Raw genomic sequence first — 17,503 nt, 5'->3', positions numbered from 1 at the left:
AGATTGGCCTGTGTATAACTCTGTGAAGTAATTATTCATCAACTGTTCGAAAGCTATATGAAATAAGGCATAAAGGCTTGTTTTTTTTTGGGGATAGTTATTGATCTATACACAGATAGATCAAGATCATCACTATATATAGTAGATCAAATTAAGCCAATACACTTTATTAACGCAATCCACAGCCTTATCCACAGATGTTTATAATATGAACAGGTAATAATCTCTCGATCTTCTCTGTGTCTAAGTTTGGCTCTGGATAGGTTATAATGGCAGCAAAATTGAACAAAAACGAGAACGTAAATGGACAAGTTTCAACATATTGACGTACAGAGCGCTCAAGCTTTACTTGAGCAGAGCGAAGCGGTACTCGTAGATATTCGCGATCCTCAATCTTTTGCTGTTGCTCATGCAAAATCAGCCTTTCATCTGACCAATGACTCTTTGGTCTCTTTTATCAATGATATAGAGTTTGAGCAGTCTATTTTGGTGATGTGCTATCACGGTATTAGTAGCCAAGGGGCTGCTCAGTATCTGATCAACCAAGGCTTTGAACATGTATACAGCGTTGATGGCGGCTTTGAAGCTTGGCAGCGTGCTGAACTACCGATAGTGAGAAATTGATGAAGAGATTGGCTACATTTAACAACCCGAGAGTGGCACAGGCATTTGTTGACTATATGGCTGCGCATGATATTTCATTGCAAATGATGCCAGAAGGTGATGGGCAATTTGCCTTGTGGTTAGCCGATAGCCAGCATGAAGCAGAAGTGGAGGCTGAGCTAAAGCTTTTTTTAAGTAATCCATCGGCGAGCAAATACAGTGCAGCTTCATGGCAATTGGCCGAAAGTCGTAATCATCAATTTCATTACGCTAGTCCGAATTTGATAACGATGATCAAAGCGAAAGCGGGTCCGGTTACACTTTCTATCATGTTGTTATGTTGTGTCATCTACGGGTTGCAGTTGATGGGATTTGGCCAAGCACTCTTCACACAACTACATTTTCCTGCTTTGGAAGGTCAGAAATGGCAAGTTTGGCGTTGGGTAAGTCATGCAATATTACACTTTTCGATTACTCATATTATCTTTAACCTACTATGGTGGTGGCAGCTTGGAGGAGACATTGAGCGTCGGTTAGGATCTGGAAAGTTAGTGCAAATATTTTTGATCTCTGCTGCTTTATCTGGGATTGGACAGTTTTACGTGGAAGGGGCAAATTTTGGTGGTCTTTCGGGTGTGGTGTACGCGCTTTTAGGTTATTTATGGGTACTAGGGATACGCTTGCCGCATTTAGGACTTGCTTTGCCTAATGGTCTAATTGGTTTTATGTTAGTGTGGTTAGTTCTAGGATTTGTGATACCGTTTATGAGCCTTGCTAATACAGCGCACTTAGTTGGTTTGTTATCTGGTATTTTGGTTGCGTTGTTTGATTCAGGTAAATACAAGTATCAACCTAAATGATCTCCACTTTGTTATGGTTGCCTTCTAGCAAGTCAAAAAGACTGCCTTTGTATTGGCGGTCTTTTTATTAAGATTCATCTTGAATATCTTAATTAGGTAATAAAATAGAGGCTTATTACGCTTCAGAAAGAGATATTAATAGTCTTACTGATATAAATATTTAGTGAAGAGTAAATCAGCAATGACAGTTTTTCCAGTTTCCGATAGTAGAACCTCATTCAGTTTATGCACTAAGGTTTTTCGGAGATCTTCACGGCCTGATAAAGATTTTATGGTGTCTTCGCTTTGCGTTCCAAGTAACTCGATTACTGTATCTCTGACCAATGGTTGATGATGTTCAACAATAGTAAGATCTTGTTGACGAATGACCATAATGTCAATTCTAACTTGAACGTAACCAAGCTTTTTACCACTGGTGTGGAAATTGGTGGTTAAGTCTGGCTCTAGCGTAAAATAGGCTAATTGTGATTCGACGGGCTTGTCTGCTGCTAAACTCAGATTTGATGTAAACAGACTTAAGGCAAAAATGATGGTGCTCATATAACGTTTGTACATATTTCTAACTTTTCTTTCTCTGGATCGTGATATTCGAATGGCTTTAGTCTTGATACAATGGATGACTAAAACCAATAACGACATTTGTTATACCCAAGCTTCTTGGAGTCACTTGGTTATGTATTAATGAAATTATAAGTAACGACTTTATTGTATGCATAAAGCTCTTAATTGAATACTAGTATGAATAAGCGAATATCACCTTATCTTGTTTCCTTAGTGGAAGTAGAGTGGCAAAACCCTAATAGCTTTGAATACCCAAATGAACGTACTCGTCATTGGCTTGAAGAGCAAGGCTCGCTGTCGCGCCGTTTAAGCCAAACTTGTCAGGATTTTACAGTCTCACAGGTGCATAATCACATTGTTAAAGCTGAGTCACTATCGAGTGAGGAAAGCCAACTGTTGTCTGAACAAGATTGTCTATTGCGTGAAGTTATTTTGCGTGGAGATGAGATCGACTGGATCATTGGGCGGACACTAATTCCAAATTCAACTTTAATTGATCAGCAGTACGATTTTTCCCAGCAAGGAGAGGTGCCACTGGGAGTCACTGTGTTCAGTGCCGCTAATGTTGAACGTGATGCGTTGCAAGTGGGTTGGGCTTACCTTGGAACACAACGATTTTTAGCCCGTCGTTCAAGGCTTTGGATGAATCATAAACCCATGTTGGTGGCAGAGCTCTTTTTACCTTCTTCACCTATTTATATTGAGGATTCGGAGTAAATGTCGTTACAAAAAGCCAAAGCGTATTGGCTATTGATGCGTATGAACCGCCCAATTGGTTCATTGCTGTTACTTTGGCCAACAATTTGGTCGCTCATCATTGCTGCTCAAGGTCTACCAAGCTGGTATGTATTGGGGGTATTTGTATTAGGTGTATTTTTGATGCGCAGTGCAGGGTGTGTCATCAATGATTTTGCCGATCGTCATGTTGATGGTTATGTTAAACGTACTAAACTACGGCCATTACCGGCTGGTTTGGTCACAGGAAAGGAAGCAATTGGCTTATTTTCTGTACTCATTTTTTTGTCATTTCTATTAGTGCTAACTATGAATACATTAACGATTCAGTTGTCGTTTGTTGGGGTTGTTTTGGCATTTATTTATCCATTCATGAAACGCTATACTCACTTTCCTCAGTTGTTTCTTGGATTGGCTTTTAGTTGGTCAATTCCAATGGCTTGGGCGGCTCAAACGGGAAGCTTACCTTGGAATGTCTGGTTTTTATTTGCCATTAATGCACTGTGGACTATTGCTTATGACACACAATACGCGATGGTAGATCGTGATGATGATATTCATATCGGCATAAAATCGACGGCTATTTTTTTTGGTCGTCATGATAAACTGGCCATAGGAATATTACAGTTGATGACACTGGCAATGCTGGTATTAGTCGGTGTGTATTACCAGCTTGGACAAAGCTACTACTGGGCGATTTTAATCGTCGGTGCCTTATTTGCTTATCAGCAACACTTAATTCGTCATCGTGAGCGTGAGCAATGCTTCAGCGCTTTCCTCAATAATAACTACATTGGGATGGTGGTAGCGGTAGGGTTGTTGATTGCTTTTTGGTAATCAAAGCTGATTGAATATAACCTGAATTCAAAAAAGGCATCCAGAGTTGGATGCCTTCTTCGTTAAGAACGATGATCATGTTAGCTTTTATTGTCGTGCTGCCCCTGAAGTTGGTGGATACTTTCTTCAATAGTGAGCTTGACCTCAGGGTACAGTAACACTGATAGCAATTTAGCAAGTTGCTGTGTTTTATCCGTTGCACAGTTGCCTTCAGTATCTAAATACTCTTCTTCTTTTAATGTACTAAACATGGCGCTGAAAACACCTTTGTCAAAAAATTCTGGGGCATTGATGCTATGTAAACGGCCTAAGCGCTGTGCAATATCTTGGCTTTTTTGTTCCAGCTCTGATCTACCTAGTTCATGATTAGTTAGGAGTAAATTCATCGTAATTGAGTAACGTTGTAAAGTCTCACTTATGGTACGACCAAGAAGAACCAAAGGCTGGCAATTGGATTGATTGATCTCTACTTTTTCATCATCTATATATATCATTTTCTGTCTGGTCAACTCATCCAGTGTTTTTAATACCAAGTCGTTGAGCTCTTCTTCTTGGTAACTAAGGAAGAGTTCTTTTTTAAGGAAAGGATAAACTTGAGCAACACCGCGTTGAATTCTTTCTACGGTTAAATTACCTCGACGAATAACGATTTGGGCAATTAATGAAGGAAGGGCAAATAAGTGAATGATATTATTACGGTAATATGTCATCAAGATCGATTGGTTACGATCAAGAGATATGATATCGCCCATGCTGTCTGTCTCTAGGACAAACTTCTCTAATGAAATAGCGTGATTAACTAGTTGTTCAGCACTTTCTTTAGGAACAGTAAAAGTGCTTGAATAAGGGATATTCTTTAATACATCAAGGTAGCATTCAATTTGATGAATAAGAGAGTCACGTGAAAGTGCTCGTTGCCGAGAAGCAAGTAAAGCTGTAGCACAGAGAGTTAATGCGTTAGTCGCTGCAGCATCATTTATATGAGTCATCATTTTATTGGCTAGATCGTTCACCACAGAGGTCATCCACTGTGGTTTATTGCCGCCAATTGGGTCGATATCTTTAGTCCATTCTGGTGCGTGTTCATTCAAATATTGGTTGAGTTGAATCGGCTCCCCAAAGTTTACATAACCAAAGCCAAAATTACGCAGTTTACGTAGAGTACGGAGTACCAAACCCGCATTTTCCTTTTCTTTTCGTGAACCTCGCAATTCTTTCGCGTAAGTCCCCACTTCCATGACATGTTCGTAGCCAATATAAACGGGCACTAATGTTACTGGGCGGTTCAGGCCACGTAACATTGCTTGTATCGTCATCGCTAACATGCCAGTTTTGGCTTGCAGTAAACGTCCGGTACGTGAGCGTCCTCCCTCGCTGAAATATTCAACGGAGTAACCTTTCGTGAAAAGCTCTGCTAGATATTCACGGAAGATTGTTGAGTACAATTTATTGCCTTTAAAGCTACGGCGAATAAAGAAGGCACCACCACGACGGAATATTGGGCCAGCAGGAAAGAAGTTAAGGTTAATACCAGCTGCGATGTGTGGAGGTACCATTCCTTCATTATAAAGTACGTATGACAGCAGTAGGTAGTCCATGTGGCTACGGTGGCAAGGAACGTAGACAATTTCATGACCATCTTGCGCTAACCGACGTACGGTCGAGGCATTGTTGATGTGTATGCCTTGATAAAGTTTATTCCATAGCCAGCTCATAATACGGTCGCCATTTTTAACTAGACCATATGAGAAATCTGCTGCGATTTCATCCATGATATCATGTGCCATCCGATGTGCTTTTTCTAGTGAGATATCTTTGCTTCTTGCTTCATTCTCAATCGCTTGTTCAATTGCGGGTGATTGCATTAAACGGGCGAATAAAACCTGACGCTGTGGGAGATTTGGACCCGATGCGGCGAGTTTTTGGCGTGAAAAGTGGATACGTGCTACTCGAGCAAGTTTATGAGCAATCGCACTATCTGTACCGTGAGCGTCAGCCATATGACGTAATGAGACCACTGGGCTGAAACGCACTAAGCAGTCTCTACCAGCTGTCATCAAAGCTATGGCTTTTTGTGCACCATTCATGCTTTGTAAATAGGGCTTAACCTGCTCCTCTTTACCGGGCTTGCGTCCCCACAGTACAGATACAGGGATAACTTGAATATCTAACGTTTTCTCTTGCTTATGGAGCTCAAGAAGGTCGGTGAACAAGGCTATTGAAGAGCTAGGTATATTATGGTTGCTGCTTACGACCTTCGGAGTTGAGGAAATGAAGACGTAACGATTTAGCATCTTTCCACCGATCTCTAACCGACTCAGAGGATCTGGTAATCCCAAGTGCTTTGCTTGTTTTTGCAAAGTAAGCAAGTCAACATTTGATCGAAATGGTAAGGCGTAAACGATTGGCTTTGCCAAGTCAATGTTAAGATCATCAATTGGATTTGATGGGATAGTGGTGCCTTTTACCATCACAGATAGAGGTATTTTAAGTAATGAGCGTGAAAATGATTGTCCACAAGACATAGAGTTTACAGCCTCAATAGATATGCAAACGTACTTCCCCTTATTTCCAAATTTATAATCTTCTCTTCATTAGGTGAGAGAAACATTCGACTGGATGCATGATAAGGTTAAGCAATAAATTTTAAGTGTGGCAAGAATAACAGAAACTGGTCAAACCTTTTAATTTTATTGGTTAAAAAAACACCAAACTAAAGGGGGAAAGCCTAATTAATAGGAGTTGCATACTGTATTATTGAGTTTTTCTGATTACTTGATTTGTGACTAAACCACGAAAGAAGGGTAAATAAACTAAAAAACAACCAATTGGGTTTTCATTTATTCATTTACTGGATATACTCACAGTTGACTGTATAAAAAGACAGGTGACCTATGAAGCCGTTAACTCTGCGCCAGCAGCAAGTCTTCGATTTGATTAAATCCAAAATCGATGAAACTGGAATGCCTCCCACTCGTGCAGAAATTGCGCGTGATTTGGGTTTTCGCTCTGCGAATGCCGCAGAAGAGCACTTAAAAGCGCTTGCACGAAAACAAGCGATTGAAATTATTCCGGGAGCCTCCCGTGGGATCCGTATTTTATTAGATGTTGAGGCGGCTAATGAAAACCAGGGACTGCCTTTAATTGGGCGAGTTGCTGCGGGTGAACCTATTTTAGCTCAAGAACATGTAGAATCTCATTATCAGGTGGATCCTTCGATGTTCAAACCAAAGGCTGACTTTCTTTTGCGTGTCAATGGAGAAAGTATGAAAGACATTGGTATTTTAGATGGCGATTTACTGGCCGTACATAAAACACAAGATGTCACTGATGGCCAAGTAGTGGTTGCGAGAGTGGATGATGATGTAACCGTCAAGCGAATTGAAAGAAAAGGTGCAACCATTCTTTTACATGCCGAAAATGAAGAATTTGCTCCAATTCAAGTTGATCTGACTTCGCAGCATTTAACGATTGAAGGACTTGCCGTAGGCATTATTCGTAATACAGACTGGATGTAGACCTTGAAGTTGTCGTTCATAAAGTCCAGTTTTCAAACTGGGCTTTACGATAGAGATAAAGCCTCGTTGTAAACCTTTCACACAAATGATATTGATAGTTATTATCATTTGTGGCATGGTGAGTTTTTCTCTTCAGAGAAGGGCGTGCTATGTCGTTACACCAAGTTCCCAGCCATTTGCTTAAACCTTTACTGCTACGAAGCCGTGAAAGCTTGGTGGATAATGGATTAGTTTACGATCCAATTGCAGCTAAAGCGTGTTTTCATTGTGAAATGGCAGCAGATTGTCTTCATGGTGATGTCGAGCAAAAGCAGCTTTTACATGCGACATTAACCAAACTCTGTGATCAACGAGTTAATCAATTCCTACAGCAGAACCCCTATGGATTGATCATCAATGTTGGTGCTGGCTTAGATACACGTTTTTATCGTTTAGACAATGGTTGTTGCCATTGGATTGAGTTAGATATTTCCGAACACTTACTGTGGCGTCAGCGCTTGTTCCATCGCAACGAGCGATATGAACATTATTGTGGTAGCACACATGATATGAGTTGGTTGGAGCGTTTGCCTCACTCTGTCAATGTGCCTGTCTTGATTTTATGTGAAACTGCCTTACTTGATTGTACACAACCACAAGTGATTGAGTTTATCCAAGTGTTAAGCCGACACTTTACTTCCGCGGAATTATGTATGGTGTTAGCCGGGGATTTAACTGAAAGTAAATTAGGACAGAAGCTTGGCTCAGATCGCTATGCCCATGGGTTAGAGAGACCAACGAAGCAGCTATTGACGTGGTTCCCTTGGGTGCAATGGATACACGCTCTTTCTCCTATTGACTCATGCTGTCTTCGTTGGAAAATGTGGCAACGATGGCTAAAAAAAATCCCATTGCTCAAATACCGCTTAACCCCAGTGTTGGTTCACATTAAGTGGTAATTGGCGACCTTATAACCTAAGTGACTTCAAGGTGCTTGATTCAGTGCATCTTGAGGTTACTTGGGTATAAAGCCTCAGGTACACTAATTACCTTAATTAGAGAGGTGCCTGTGACAAATTCATTTTTTTCTCCTTTATCCAACCCTAAAGTTCATCGTCAAGTATTAGCCCTTGCGATTCCTATGGTGCTCTCCAATGTAACTGTTCCACTACTGGGATTAGTTGATGCTGCTGTTATTGGCCACCTTGAACATGCCTGGTATTTGGGTGGGGTGGCGCTTGGTAGCACCATGATAAGTGTGACGTTTTGGTTGCTTGGTTTTTTACGTATGTCGACCACTGGATTAGCGGCTCAGGCTTTTGGCAAGGATGATCGTCAACAACTGGCTTTGGTTTTTGTCCAAGGGGGAGTAATGGCGCTGTTGTTTGCGGTGCTGTTTCTGCTTGCCCATCATCCCATTGCAGAACTGATTTTTAGCTGGAGTCAGGCTAGTGCTGAAGTTAAATATTATGGCATGGAATACTTTTCGATAAGAGTATGGAGTGCTCCTGCTGCCCTAATTAATTTTGTTATCTTGGGCTGGTTGCTCGGAACACAGAATTCAACAGCGCCAATGTGGATGGTTATTCTGACTAATCTAATCAATATTGTCCTTGATGTGTTATTTGTGATTGGACTGGAATGGGGAGTTAAAGGGGCAGCTTTAGCCTCGGTTATTGCCGACTATTCTGGGTTAATCTTTGGGTTATTGTGTGTGTGTAAAACATGGCGACATAGACAACTCCCTTCACCATGGCAGCGGCTGCGTTATGCTCAACATCAAATTAGCCGCTTCATCAAACTCAACCGAGATATTTTCTTACGTTCACTGTGTTTGCAAGCCACATTTAGTTTTATGACTTTCCAAGGAGCCAGTTTTGGCGATGATATTGTGGCTGCCAATGCGGTGCTAATGGGCTTTTTAATGATCATTTCTTATGGTATGGATGGTTTTGCTTATGCGATAGAGGCCATGGTTGGCAAAGCGATTGGGGCTAAGGATAGTGAGCAATTGCGTGATTCTTTGGTCGGGACTTTTTTCTGGAGTGTGATCATCTGTGCTGGTTTAACGATAATTTTCGCTCTAGCTGGATCGCACTTGATCGCCATGATCACGTCGATTGAGGCGGTTCAGCGACAGGCATCGTTCTACCTTCCTTGGCTGGTGGCCATGCCATTGGTGGCAATGTGGTGTTTTCTGTTTGATGGTATTTTTGTTGGTGCCACTAAGGGCAAAGAGATGCGTAATAGTATGTTTTTAGCGACGTGTTGCTTCTTTGTTATTTTTTACTTATTTTCTCCTTGGCAAAATCATGCTCTATGGTTTGCCATGACGAGTTTTATGTTGATGCGTGGGGTAGGGTTAGGTGGGATTTTTTGCTATCAGTGGCGGAACGGTCAGTTTCTGCCAAGCCATCAAGCCTCTGAGTAGTCAGTGAGTCATAAAATAAAAACAGCAGATGAGTACCTGCTGTTTTTATTTGTAAAGAGAGTTTTAGAATAAGCGATTCAAACCATTCAAAGCTGCGACACGGTAAGCTTCAGCCATGGTTGGATAGTTAAACGTTGTTTTAACAAAATATTCAATCGTATTGGCTTCGCCTTTTTGTTCCATTATAGCCTGGCCAATGTGGATGATTTCTGATGCACGTTCACCGAAGCAGTGAATACCAAGGATTTCCTTGGTGTCTCGATGGAAGAGGATTTTCAAACTGCCGACATTTTTTCCAGCGATTTGAGCACGTGCGAGATGTTTAAAAGAAGAACGACCAACTTCATAAGGAATCTTTGCTGCCGTCAGTTCTTGTTCTGTTTTACCGACCGAGCTTATTTCAGGAATGGTATAGATTCCTGTTGGTATATCTTCAATTAAATGTCCATCTGCTTTTCCTTTGGTAATGGCTTGTACGACAAAACGCCCTTGATCATATGCAGCACTTGCTAGACTTGGATAGCCAATAACATCACCAACTGCATAGATATGTTCAACTGCCGTCTGATAGTTACTGTCAACCTTCAATTGGCCACGTGAATCGGATTCTAGGCCTACCGCAGATAAATTCAGTTTATCAGTGTTACCTGTTCTACCATTAGCATAAAGTAAACAGTCGGCTTTCATTTTTTTGCCAGATTTCAAATGAATAATGACACCATCTTCTGTCGCTTCTATTTTATCGTAGGTCTCGTCATTGCGAATGACTAAACCACTGTTCCAGAAGTGATAGGATAAGGCATCTGAAATTTCGTTATCCAAGAAAGACAGCAAGCGATCTCGAGTGTTAATCAAGTCTGTTTTGACACCAAGACCGCGAAAAATAGAGGCGTACTCACAACCAATGACGCCGGCACCGTAAATAATAATATGGCGAGGGTCATGCTCTAAACTAAGGATAGAATCACTATCGTAGATTCGTTCGTGTAAAAAGTCGACATCGTCCGGCTGGTAAGGGCGAGAGCCAGTAGCGATAACAAACTTATCGGCGGTGAAGATCTCTTCTGTACCATCACTTTGCATCACGGCGACGGAGTACTTATCAATAAAGCGGGCGGTACCAAAAAGTAGAGTGCACATGTTTCGATCGTAAAAGCCTTGACGTAGTCGTGTTTGCTTATCGATTACTGATTTGGCATGATCTAAGATGTCAGAGAAAGTTACGTGTAAGCTGCTGTCATTGTGACAAAAAAGCGGGTTGTTATTAAATTCAATAATGCGATTGACTGCATGGCGGAGGGCTTTAGAAGGGATAGTCCCCCAGTGGGTACAGCCTCCGCCTACACTGCTTTCTTTTTCGATGATGGCAACATTCAGCCCCGCTTTGGCTAATCCCATCGCTGCCCCTTCTCCACCTGGGCCACTCCCGATTACGATGACGTCATAGTGATGAGTTTGAGCCATAATGATTTTCCTTGTTATATTTACTCAACATTGCAATATCAGGATGTTAACTCATTTCTCAAATAGAGGACATGGTTAGCGATGAGAGAGTGGAAGTGATCACGCAGAATTGAGTAAAAGGTAATGAAGAGATGTTGAACATCAATTATTTGCACCGATATGATTGCAATTAATTACCCCTCGATAATAATGTGCTTGGTGTATATTGGTGGTAAGGTGACTTTCTTCTTTAAGATGATATACGTTATATTGAAACCTGTATACTCAATGGTAAACGAGCAAACTTAGAATGAAATCAATGGGAATTCGCGCGCAGCAAAAAGAAAAAACACGTCGCTCACTGATTGACGCAGCCTTTAATCAGCTCAGTGCAGACCGCAGCTTTTCCAATCTTAGTCTGCGTGAGGTTGCTCGTGAAGCTGGCATTGCACCAACCTCTTTTTACCGTCATTTCAAGGATATGAATGAGTTAGGTCTCACAATGGTTGACGAAGGTGGTTTATTACTACGCCAATTGATGCGTCAAGCGCGTCAACGCATTGTAAAAGAAGGTAGTGTAATTAGAACCTCTGTAGAAACTTTTATGGAATTCATTGAAAGTAGCCCGAATGTTTTTCGTTTATTACTGCGAGAACGTTCAGGTACTTCTGCTGAATTCCGTACTGCTGTTGCTCGAGAAATTCAGCATTTTGCGGCAGAATTAATGGAGTACTTAATGAGTACAGGGATGACTAAAGAAGAGGCTTTTACCCAAGCTGAAGCCTCCGTCACTCTGGTCTTTAGCTCTGGTGCAGAAGCATTAGATTTAGAACGGCGCGAGCGTGATGAGCTGGCGGAGAGATTGATCATGCAACTGCGAATGATAGCTAAAGGGGCTTATTGGTACAGAAAAGAACGTCAACTTAATCGATTAAAAGGCGGAATAGAATAATGTCGAATGGAAACAACTCTGAAAAGAAAACGCTAATTTTGGCGCTGGTTGCCGGTGTTTGTGGAGATGCTTTGTTATCATGGTTTACCATGAGTGAAGTCTCTTTCTCTATTTTCCCACTTATTGCTTTTGTACTTGCGGTGCAAGCTCTCTATCAAGAATACCTTAATCATTCTATTTCTGAAGAGTTGCCAATGGTTGCATTGGCTTGTTTCTTTGTTGGGGTCTTTGGTCATTCAGCCTTCTTGAAAGCTCAATACCCAGAAACAGGATCGAACTTCTTCTCTATATTAGTTGCGATGGCACTTTTACTTTGGATTGGCAAGAAGCTAGGGGTCATGGAGAAGAAAGCGTCTGTCGAATAAAAGCACAGTCTTTGCTGACATTAAATACAAAGCGAGCTACTTGAGCTCGCTTTTTTGACTTAATAGTCGAGTATTTTGAGGTTATGCTCAGCCCTTACGCTCAAGGAGCACACCGGCTTCCATATGGTGTGTGTAAGGGAATTGATCGAATAAGGCGAAACGAACCACGTGGTGTGTTTCACTTAAGATGTCTAGATTTTCTTTTAACGTCTCAGGATTACAAGAGATGTACATAATTCGTTCGTAATTTTGGACCATCTTGCAAGTATCGATATCCATTCCGGAGCGAGGCGGATCAACGAAAATAGTATTGCAATTGTAACTGTTAAGATCGACGCCTGCATCTTGTAAGCGGCGGAATTCGCGTTTTCCTTCAATGGCTTGGGTAAACTCTTCTGCAGATAAACGAAGGATCTGTACATTATTGATATTATTGGCCGCAATATTGTATTGCGCTGAGATAACCGATGGCTTGGCAAGCTCAGTGGCCAAGACGCGTTCAAAGTTTTGGGCCAATGCTAAAGAGAAGTTACCATTGCCACAGTAAAGTTCCAGTAAGTCGCCACTACTTTGTCGGGTACAATCTACCGCCCACTCCAGCATTTTTTCTGCTACTTTGCCATTTGGCTGAGTAAAGCTATTTTCAACCTGCTGATAAGTGTAGCTTTGGCCGTGAACATCGAGCTTTTCTATCACGTAATCACGATCCAAAACGATTTTCATTTTACGCGCTCGGCCAATGATATTGAGGTTATAACCTTGCTCATTGAGACGTTGCTTGAGCGCTTTCGCTTCATGGATCCATTCATCATCAAGTTGACGATGGTAAAGTAACGAGACCAATATTTCGCCGCTGAGTGTAGAAAGAAAATCGACTTGAAACAGTTTACGTCGCAGCGACTCATTGTCTTTCATGCTATCGATCAGTATTGGCATCAGCTCATTGATCAAAGTGCTTGCAGCAGGAAATTGGTCAACACGATACTTTTCACGAGTTTCTTGGTTGAACATAATGTAGTACAAGTCTTCACCGTCATGCCAGACTCGAAACTCAGCACGCATTCGGTAGTGCTGCTCTGGTGATTCAAATACTTCCAAGTTTGGCATGTTGTATTGAGCAAACATACCAGTGAGGCGTTCGACCTTCTCTGCCAGTTGTTCTTGGTAGCGTTGTGGATTGATATCAAGAGTCGCCATGATTTTACCTTTTATGGTGCATGTTCAGTTTAAGAGCGCAGATTTTATTCAATCTCAACAGTATGTCCAGTTTTGTCCACTGATTGAGATAAAGATAGTGTGTTCTGTGTCGTTTAATCATGAAATAACCTCCAATGTAGGTTGCTATACCGCACTCTTGTCTAGACAAAAAATCTAGAGCTGAATATTATTTGTCCTCAGTTGGTGCCAGCTAGCAATCTAGATGGCTGAAATGGGAATCTGGCGCAAATCCAGAACTGACGCGCAGCGGTAATAGAGAACGAACGTTCAAGCAGACACTGCATGATTTATGTGGGAAGTCGAGCAAGTAGGCGGTTAACTCCGTGCTCTTAAGTCCGAATACCAGCCAACAGCCGAGGTATTCAGGTGTTTTTCATAACATCGGCTCGGTATGAATTACGCGATTTGGGAAAAACTAATGCAAAAAAAATGGATAGTGAGTGCTTGTACCTCACTGCTTTTACCTACCTCTTATTCACAAGCTCAAACCAATATTGTTGACGATACAATGATCGTGACCGCAAACCGTTTTGACCAAGTTGATGGGGCTGTTCTGGCACAGACGGTCACGGTGAGCCAAGAAGATATCACGCGCATGCAAGCCAACAGTTTGTTGGATGTTTTTCGGACTCTCCCCAGTGTTGAAGTTGCTCAAAATGGTGGGCGCGGCCAAAAAGCGTCGATTTTTGTCCGTGGTGGTAGCTCATCGCAAGTTTTGATTCTGGTTGATGGTATCCGCATGCCAAGCAGTTTGATGGGAAGTGTCGATTTCAGTCAATTCCCCCTTAATGTAGTAGAGAGGGTTGATTATATTCGTGGAGCGCGTGCATCTATTTATGGGTCTGAGGCCATTTCTGGCGTGATTAATATTATTACTCGTGCAGAACTAGAAACGGATAAGAACACTCTTTCTGTTGGGTATGGTGCAAACAATCACAAAACAGGTTCGTTTATCATTTCTCAACCGACGGGGGAAGGGCAGCATCTTAAAGGTGTATTGGGTTATGAGAAAGTCGATGGCTTTAATGCTCACCCTATTCATGGTTTGAATGATGGCGATGAGCACGGTTTTGAATCTTTTAACCTGAAGTTAGGTTACCAGCAACGTCTGCGCGATAATATGACTGGGTATATCGGCCTTACCGCCTATGACAATGAGTTTGAATACGATAATAGCTATACTGAACGACACAAGAAAGTCGGTAAAGTTGAGTATGTCGGTGCGGAGCTTTCGTTGGAGCAACATATCAACGCGTATTCATCCGAATTGAAACTTGCTTACGGTCAACAAGATAATTACGATTATACTGCAGGAGCACAATCCTCGACCGGTGACCATGTGACCATTGAACAACTTAATGGCATTTGGCTTAACTCTTACCGTATCAATGAATCTTTAAGTATTGGCGGAGGGCTGGACTCACGATTAGAAAAGTTGGCCAAAGGGTACCTTGCCCCAACGGAGTGGGGACCTGAAAAGAATTACGCGCCAGATAAGAACCCGAGAGTGAATATCGGGGTAAGTGCCATTGCACAATACCGTTTGGATGAATTGACGTTAGAAGCCAGTGTGCGAAATGACGATAACAATCAGTTTGGAAATAATACCACTTGGCAAGCTGCGATGGGTTGGCAAATTTCTGAAGATTACGAACTGACCTTCAGTCGCGGCAGTGCTTTTAGAGCTCCTAGCTTTCTTGATTTATATTATCCAGGCAGTGAAATGCCGACCTTAAAACCTGAAACCTCTCGTAATACGGAGCTTTCGTTCAGTGCTCGCCAAGCTTTGGTCGATTGGACGGTAACGGCTTACCGTAATCAGATTATAAATATGCTGATATATGGAGGAGCGACAATGCAAAATGTCGGTCAAGCACAAGTAAAAGGGATCGAGTTAGAACTCAACTTTGATACGGACATTATCTCTCACCAAATATCATTAGACTTTAAAGATCCGATCGATAAGTCACATGGAAAAAATGAACCTCTAGCTTATCGCTCTAAACGTGGAGCGAAATGGGCGGCTTATGCGACCTTTGACCAATGGACTCTTGGTACGCAATATTTATATCAAGGCGAACGTTTTTCTGGCTCCACTCGTTTAGCTGGTTACAGCTTGTGGAACTTCACGGCGTCTTATGCGCTGACCTCACGTTGGAATGCTAACCTAAAATTGAGTAATGCCTTTGATAAGGATTATGAGATGTATGATGGCTATGCCACGCCAGGTCGAGAAGTCTATATATCAACCGATTATCGATTTTGAGTCAGTATAGACCTATAAAATAAGCATAATTATAAAGCAGGGTCATATTGGCGACATTGAGGCAAAATATTGCCAAAATAAAACTAACCAGTATGATCACTGCGTTTTTATCTATTGAGTAAGGCATGTGCAAATAGTAAGACCCCCCAAAGTACTCATCTTCGACTCTGGCGTCGGTGGGTTGTCAGTATTTAGTGAAATACATCAGCTTTTACCGCATCTGGACTACTTGTATCTATTTGATAATGAAGCTTACCCATACGGTGAGTTGACTCAAGATGTTGTGATTTCACGTGTAAACCACCTAGTGACGAACTTGGTCGAAAGTCATCATATCGATATTGTGGTGATTGCATGTAATACCGCAAGCACCATTGTCTTACCATCTTTAAGGGAAAAATTAACGATTCCTGTTGTGGGAGTAGTGCCTGCTATCAAGCCCGCTTCGTTATTGGCCAATAAAGGGATAGGTTTGATTGCTACGCCAGCGACAGTCACTCGCCAGTATACTCATGAACTCATTCGTGACTTTGCTCAAGGTAAGCCTATTGAATTATTAGGCTCCACACGTTTGGTTGATATAGCAGAAGAGAAACTACGTGGTAAAGATGTTGTTCTGAGTGAGCTTGAAGAGATCCTAGCACCTCTGCAGGATAAAATAGATGTTGCAGTGTTGGGATGTACACACTTCCCATTATTGAAAGAAGAAATTACATGTGCAATGGGAGAGAAAGTCATGCTGATTGATTCTGGCCTAGCGATAGCAAAACGAATCAAGGCATTACTTGTAGAAGAGTCTTACCACCTCAACGCACCAGAAGGCAGTAAACAAATATACTCCAGTGCACCTCCTTGGCAAGAAGATGCACTGAATAATTGCTTAGCTAATTTAGGCTTTAGTCCAGTTCTACTCTACCCGAATCAGGGTGTTTAGGGTCATTAGCTATACGTACCTTTAGCTTTCTTTCCATAAATTCATGTTCATTAAGTTGAGTTATGGCTGTAGGAGCGTGATCGGCTGCCATAACGACAAAACCAAATCCTCGTCTTTTACCAGTACGTTTATCTTTCATTAGTCTGACAGTAAAAACTTGACCATATTCAGCAAATAGAGAACGTACATCTGACTCATTTGCTTTATATGGGAGGTTACCAACATACAAGGTTTTAGTTGAAGGATCGGAATCCGAAGATTGAACAACAGGTGTTTTGCTTGAAATAGTAAAGATGAAAAGGGTAGCGACAACACCAAATACAAAGCTGATTACAGGTGATACGGAAAAGTAAGAGAAAACTAATCCACCAAGGATCACCAAGATAGCACACAAGAATAGGTTTTTTTTAGATGTCATTTTAGTTACTACATAAATAGAGAATAAGAGTTTGTCTGACTATTAACAAAATAGACATATAAATATTACGTCTATGCCTGATGTTTTTCCAACCAATTGCTGTGATATGTCTCAAATGTGATGAAGAAATGTGCACTAAAGGCTTTGTTGTGCAAAATTTAGACGTTTGATATTTTTTTTCTAAAAAAGAGTTGCACCTCATAAGAAATTACCTATACTCCACGTCCACCGAAAGGAAGTGAGACGGAAGTCACGCAGAAAATCGGAATGAGAAAAAGAATTAAAAAATACTTGACTCTCAAATTGGAAAGCGTATTATACGCACCCCTAACGACATGAAGCTAAAGCGAAAAGTCAGTTAGAAAGCTCTTTAACAATATAGA

Annotated in this window: 16 protein-coding genes and 1 riboswitch; of the genes, 11 read left to right on the top strand and 5 right to left on the bottom strand. The window is 41.5% G+C overall.

Annotated features, from left to right (window positions below; genetic code table 11):
* Window positions 1-303 precede the first annotated feature (303 nt).
* Both glpE and glpG read left to right on the top strand, forming a co-directional pair.
* Window positions 304-624 (top strand): thiosulfate sulfurtransferase GlpE, encoded by a 321-nt coding sequence (gene glpE, locus VSA01S_RS15005; protein ID WP_039980955.1) that lies wholly within the window; start codon window positions 304-306, stop codon window positions 622-624.
* Window positions 624-1,463 carry a rhomboid family intramembrane serine protease GlpG gene (glpG, locus tag VSA01S_RS15000; protein WP_039980956.1) on the top strand — a complete coding sequence of 280 codons (840 nt, stop codon included), beginning with the start codon at window positions 624-626 and terminating at the stop codon, window positions 1,461-1,463. Before glpE ends, glpG begins: the two co-directional genes overlap by 1 nt.
* Before the next feature lie 144 nt (window positions 1,464-1,607).
* Here the strand turns inward: glpG and VSA01S_RS14995 are convergent, their stop codons facing one another.
* On the bottom strand, window positions 1,608-2,018 hold the full coding sequence (locus tag VSA01S_RS14995) for a flagellar basal body-associated protein FliL (protein ID WP_039980958.1): 411 nt from the start codon (window positions 2,016-2,018) through the stop codon (window positions 1,608-1,610).
* 183 nt (window positions 2,019-2,201) lie between these two features.
* On the opposite strand from VSA01S_RS14995, the gene VSA01S_RS14990 reads away from it, so the two are divergent.
* Complete coding sequence (locus VSA01S_RS14990; protein ID WP_039980960.1) at window positions 2,202-2,741, top strand: chorismate lyase; 540 nt, start codon at window positions 2,202-2,204, stop codon at window positions 2,739-2,741.
* Window positions 2,742-3,596, top strand: a complete 855-nt coding sequence (ubiA, locus tag VSA01S_RS14985) for a 4-hydroxybenzoate octaprenyltransferase (protein WP_039980961.1) — start codon at window positions 2,742-2,744, stop codon at window positions 3,594-3,596.
* Between the two features lie 80 nt (window positions 3,597-3,676).
* Here ubiA and plsB read toward each other — a convergent pair whose 3' ends face one another.
* Window positions 3,677-6,121 (bottom strand): glycerol-3-phosphate 1-O-acyltransferase PlsB, encoded by a 2,445-nt coding sequence (gene plsB, locus VSA01S_RS14980; protein WP_039980963.1) that lies wholly within the window; start codon window positions 6,119-6,121, stop codon window positions 3,677-3,679.
* 369 nt (window positions 6,122-6,490) lie between these two features.
* Between plsB and lexA the strand changes: the two genes are divergently transcribed.
* The 3 genes from lexA (at window position 6,491) to dinF (ending at window position 9,524) form a co-directional block, all read left to right on the top strand.
* Complete coding sequence (gene lexA, locus VSA01S_RS14975) at window positions 6,491-7,114, top strand: transcriptional repressor LexA (RefSeq protein WP_039980965.1); 624 nt, start codon at window positions 6,491-6,493, stop codon at window positions 7,112-7,114.
* A 149-nt stretch (window positions 7,115-7,263) separates the two neighbouring features.
* The gene (locus VSA01S_RS14970) at window positions 7,264-8,052 is read left to right on the top strand and encodes a class I SAM-dependent methyltransferase (protein ID WP_039980967.1); all 789 of its coding nucleotides are present in this window, start codon (window positions 7,264-7,266) and stop codon (window positions 8,050-8,052) included.
* A gap of 110 nt (window positions 8,053-8,162) precedes the next feature.
* On the top strand, window positions 8,163-9,524 hold the full coding sequence (dinF, locus tag VSA01S_RS14965; RefSeq protein WP_039980969.1) for an MATE family efflux transporter DinF: 1,362 nt from the start codon (window positions 8,163-8,165) through the stop codon (window positions 9,522-9,524).
* A gap of 63 nt (window positions 9,525-9,587) precedes the next feature.
* On the opposite strand, the gene sthA is transcribed toward dinF, so the two are convergent.
* A complete protein-coding gene (gene sthA / locus VSA01S_RS14960) occupies window positions 9,588-10,988 on the bottom strand; it encodes a Si-specific NAD(P)(+) transhydrogenase (protein ID WP_039980971.1) in 1,401 nt (466 codons plus the stop codon).
* A gap of 289 nt (window positions 10,989-11,277) precedes the next feature.
* Between sthA and fabR the strand changes: the two genes are divergently transcribed.
* Window positions 11,278-11,919 carry an HTH-type transcriptional repressor FabR gene (fabR, locus tag VSA01S_RS14955; RefSeq protein ID WP_039980972.1) on the top strand — a complete coding sequence of 214 codons (642 nt, stop codon included), beginning with the start codon at window positions 11,278-11,280 and terminating at the stop codon, window positions 11,917-11,919.
* Window positions 11,919-12,284, top strand: a complete 366-nt coding sequence (locus tag VSA01S_RS14950; protein ID WP_039980973.1) for a YijD family membrane protein — start codon at window positions 11,919-11,921, stop codon at window positions 12,282-12,284. Before fabR ends, VSA01S_RS14950 begins: the two co-directional genes overlap by 1 nt.
* Window positions 12,285-12,371: 87 nt before the next feature.
* On the opposite strand, the gene trmA is transcribed toward VSA01S_RS14950, so the two are convergent.
* The gene (gene trmA, locus VSA01S_RS14945) at window positions 12,372-13,481 is read right to left on the bottom strand and encodes a tRNA (uridine(54)-C5)-methyltransferase TrmA (RefSeq protein ID WP_039980975.1); all 1,110 of its coding nucleotides are present in this window, start codon (window positions 13,479-13,481) and stop codon (window positions 12,372-12,374) included.
* 185 nt (window positions 13,482-13,666) lie between these two features.
* Window positions 13,667-13,867, top strand: a riboswitch (cobalamin riboswitch).
* Window positions 13,868-13,920: 53 nt separating this feature from the next.
* On the opposite strand from trmA, the gene VSA01S_RS14940 reads away from it, so the two are divergent.
* Both VSA01S_RS14940 and murI read left to right on the top strand, forming a co-directional pair.
* Window positions 13,921-15,768, top strand: a complete 1,848-nt coding sequence (locus tag VSA01S_RS14940; protein ID WP_039980976.1) for a TonB-dependent receptor domain-containing protein — start codon at window positions 13,921-13,923, stop codon at window positions 15,766-15,768.
* A 127-nt stretch (window positions 15,769-15,895) separates the two neighbouring features.
* A complete protein-coding gene (gene murI / locus VSA01S_RS14935; protein ID WP_039980978.1) occupies window positions 15,896-16,702 on the top strand; it encodes a glutamate racemase in 807 nt (268 codons plus the stop codon).
* Here murI and VSA01S_RS14930 read toward each other — a convergent pair.
* Window positions 16,665-17,120 (bottom strand): RNA recognition motif domain-containing protein, encoded by a 456-nt coding sequence (locus tag VSA01S_RS14930; protein WP_039980980.1) that lies wholly within the window; start codon window positions 17,118-17,120, stop codon window positions 16,665-16,667. The two genes, murI and VSA01S_RS14930, sit on opposite strands and share 38 nt — an antisense overlap.
* Window positions 17,121-17,503 lie beyond the last annotated feature (383 nt).

The sequence above is a fragment of the Vibrio sagamiensis NBRC 104589 genome (assembly GCF_007990935.1).
In the GTDB taxonomy this organism is placed as follows: Bacteria; Pseudomonadota; Gammaproteobacteria; order Enterobacterales; family Vibrionaceae; genus Vibrio; species Vibrio sagamiensis.
This window is presented reverse-complemented; position numbering and strand designations above follow the sequence as displayed.

Excerpts from the sequence above, each read along its gene's own strand:
- glpE (WP_039980955.1), top strand. The coding sequence starts at position 304 with ATGGACAAGTTTCAACATATTGACGTACAGAGCGCTCAAGCTTTACTT.
- ubiA (WP_039980961.1), top strand. The coding sequence starts at position 2,742 with ATGTCGTTACAAAAAGCCAAAGCGTATTGGCTATTGATGCGTATGAAC.
- VSA01S_RS14940 (WP_039980976.1), top strand. The coding sequence starts at position 13,921 with ATGCAAAAAAAATGGATAGTGAGTGCTTGTACCTCACTGCTTTTACCT.
- VSA01S_RS14990 (WP_039980960.1), top strand. The coding sequence starts at position 2,202 with ATGAATAAGCGAATATCACCTTATCTTGTTTCCTTAGTGGAAGTAGAG.
- VSA01S_RS14970 (WP_039980967.1), top strand. The coding sequence starts at position 7,264 with ATGTCGTTACACCAAGTTCCCAGCCATTTGCTTAAACCTTTACTGCTA.
- VSA01S_RS14995 (WP_039980958.1), bottom strand. The coding sequence starts at position 2,018 with ATGTACAAACGTTATATGAGCACCATCATTTTTGCCTTAAGTCTGTTT.
- sthA (WP_039980971.1), bottom strand. The coding sequence starts at position 10,988 with ATGGCTCAAACTCATCACTATGACGTCATCGTAATCGGGAGTGGCCCA.
- lexA (WP_039980965.1), top strand. The coding sequence starts at position 6,491 with ATGAAGCCGTTAACTCTGCGCCAGCAGCAAGTCTTCGATTTGATTAAA.
- trmA (WP_039980975.1), bottom strand. The coding sequence starts at position 13,481 with ATGGCGACTCTTGATATCAATCCACAACGCTACCAAGAACAACTGGCA.
- VSA01S_RS14950 (WP_039980973.1), top strand. The coding sequence starts at position 11,919 with ATGTCGAATGGAAACAACTCTGAAAAGAAAACGCTAATTTTGGCGCTG.
- plsB (WP_039980963.1), bottom strand. The coding sequence starts at position 6,121 with ATGTCTTGTGGACAATCATTTTCACGCTCATTACTTAAAATACCTCTA.
- VSA01S_RS14930 (WP_039980980.1), bottom strand. The coding sequence starts at position 17,120 with ATGACATCTAAAAAAAACCTATTCTTGTGTGCTATCTTGGTGATCCTT.
- fabR (WP_039980972.1), top strand. The coding sequence starts at position 11,278 with ATGAAATCAATGGGAATTCGCGCGCAGCAAAAAGAAAAAACACGTCGC.
- glpG (WP_039980956.1), top strand. The coding sequence starts at position 624 with ATGAAGAGATTGGCTACATTTAACAACCCGAGAGTGGCACAGGCATTT.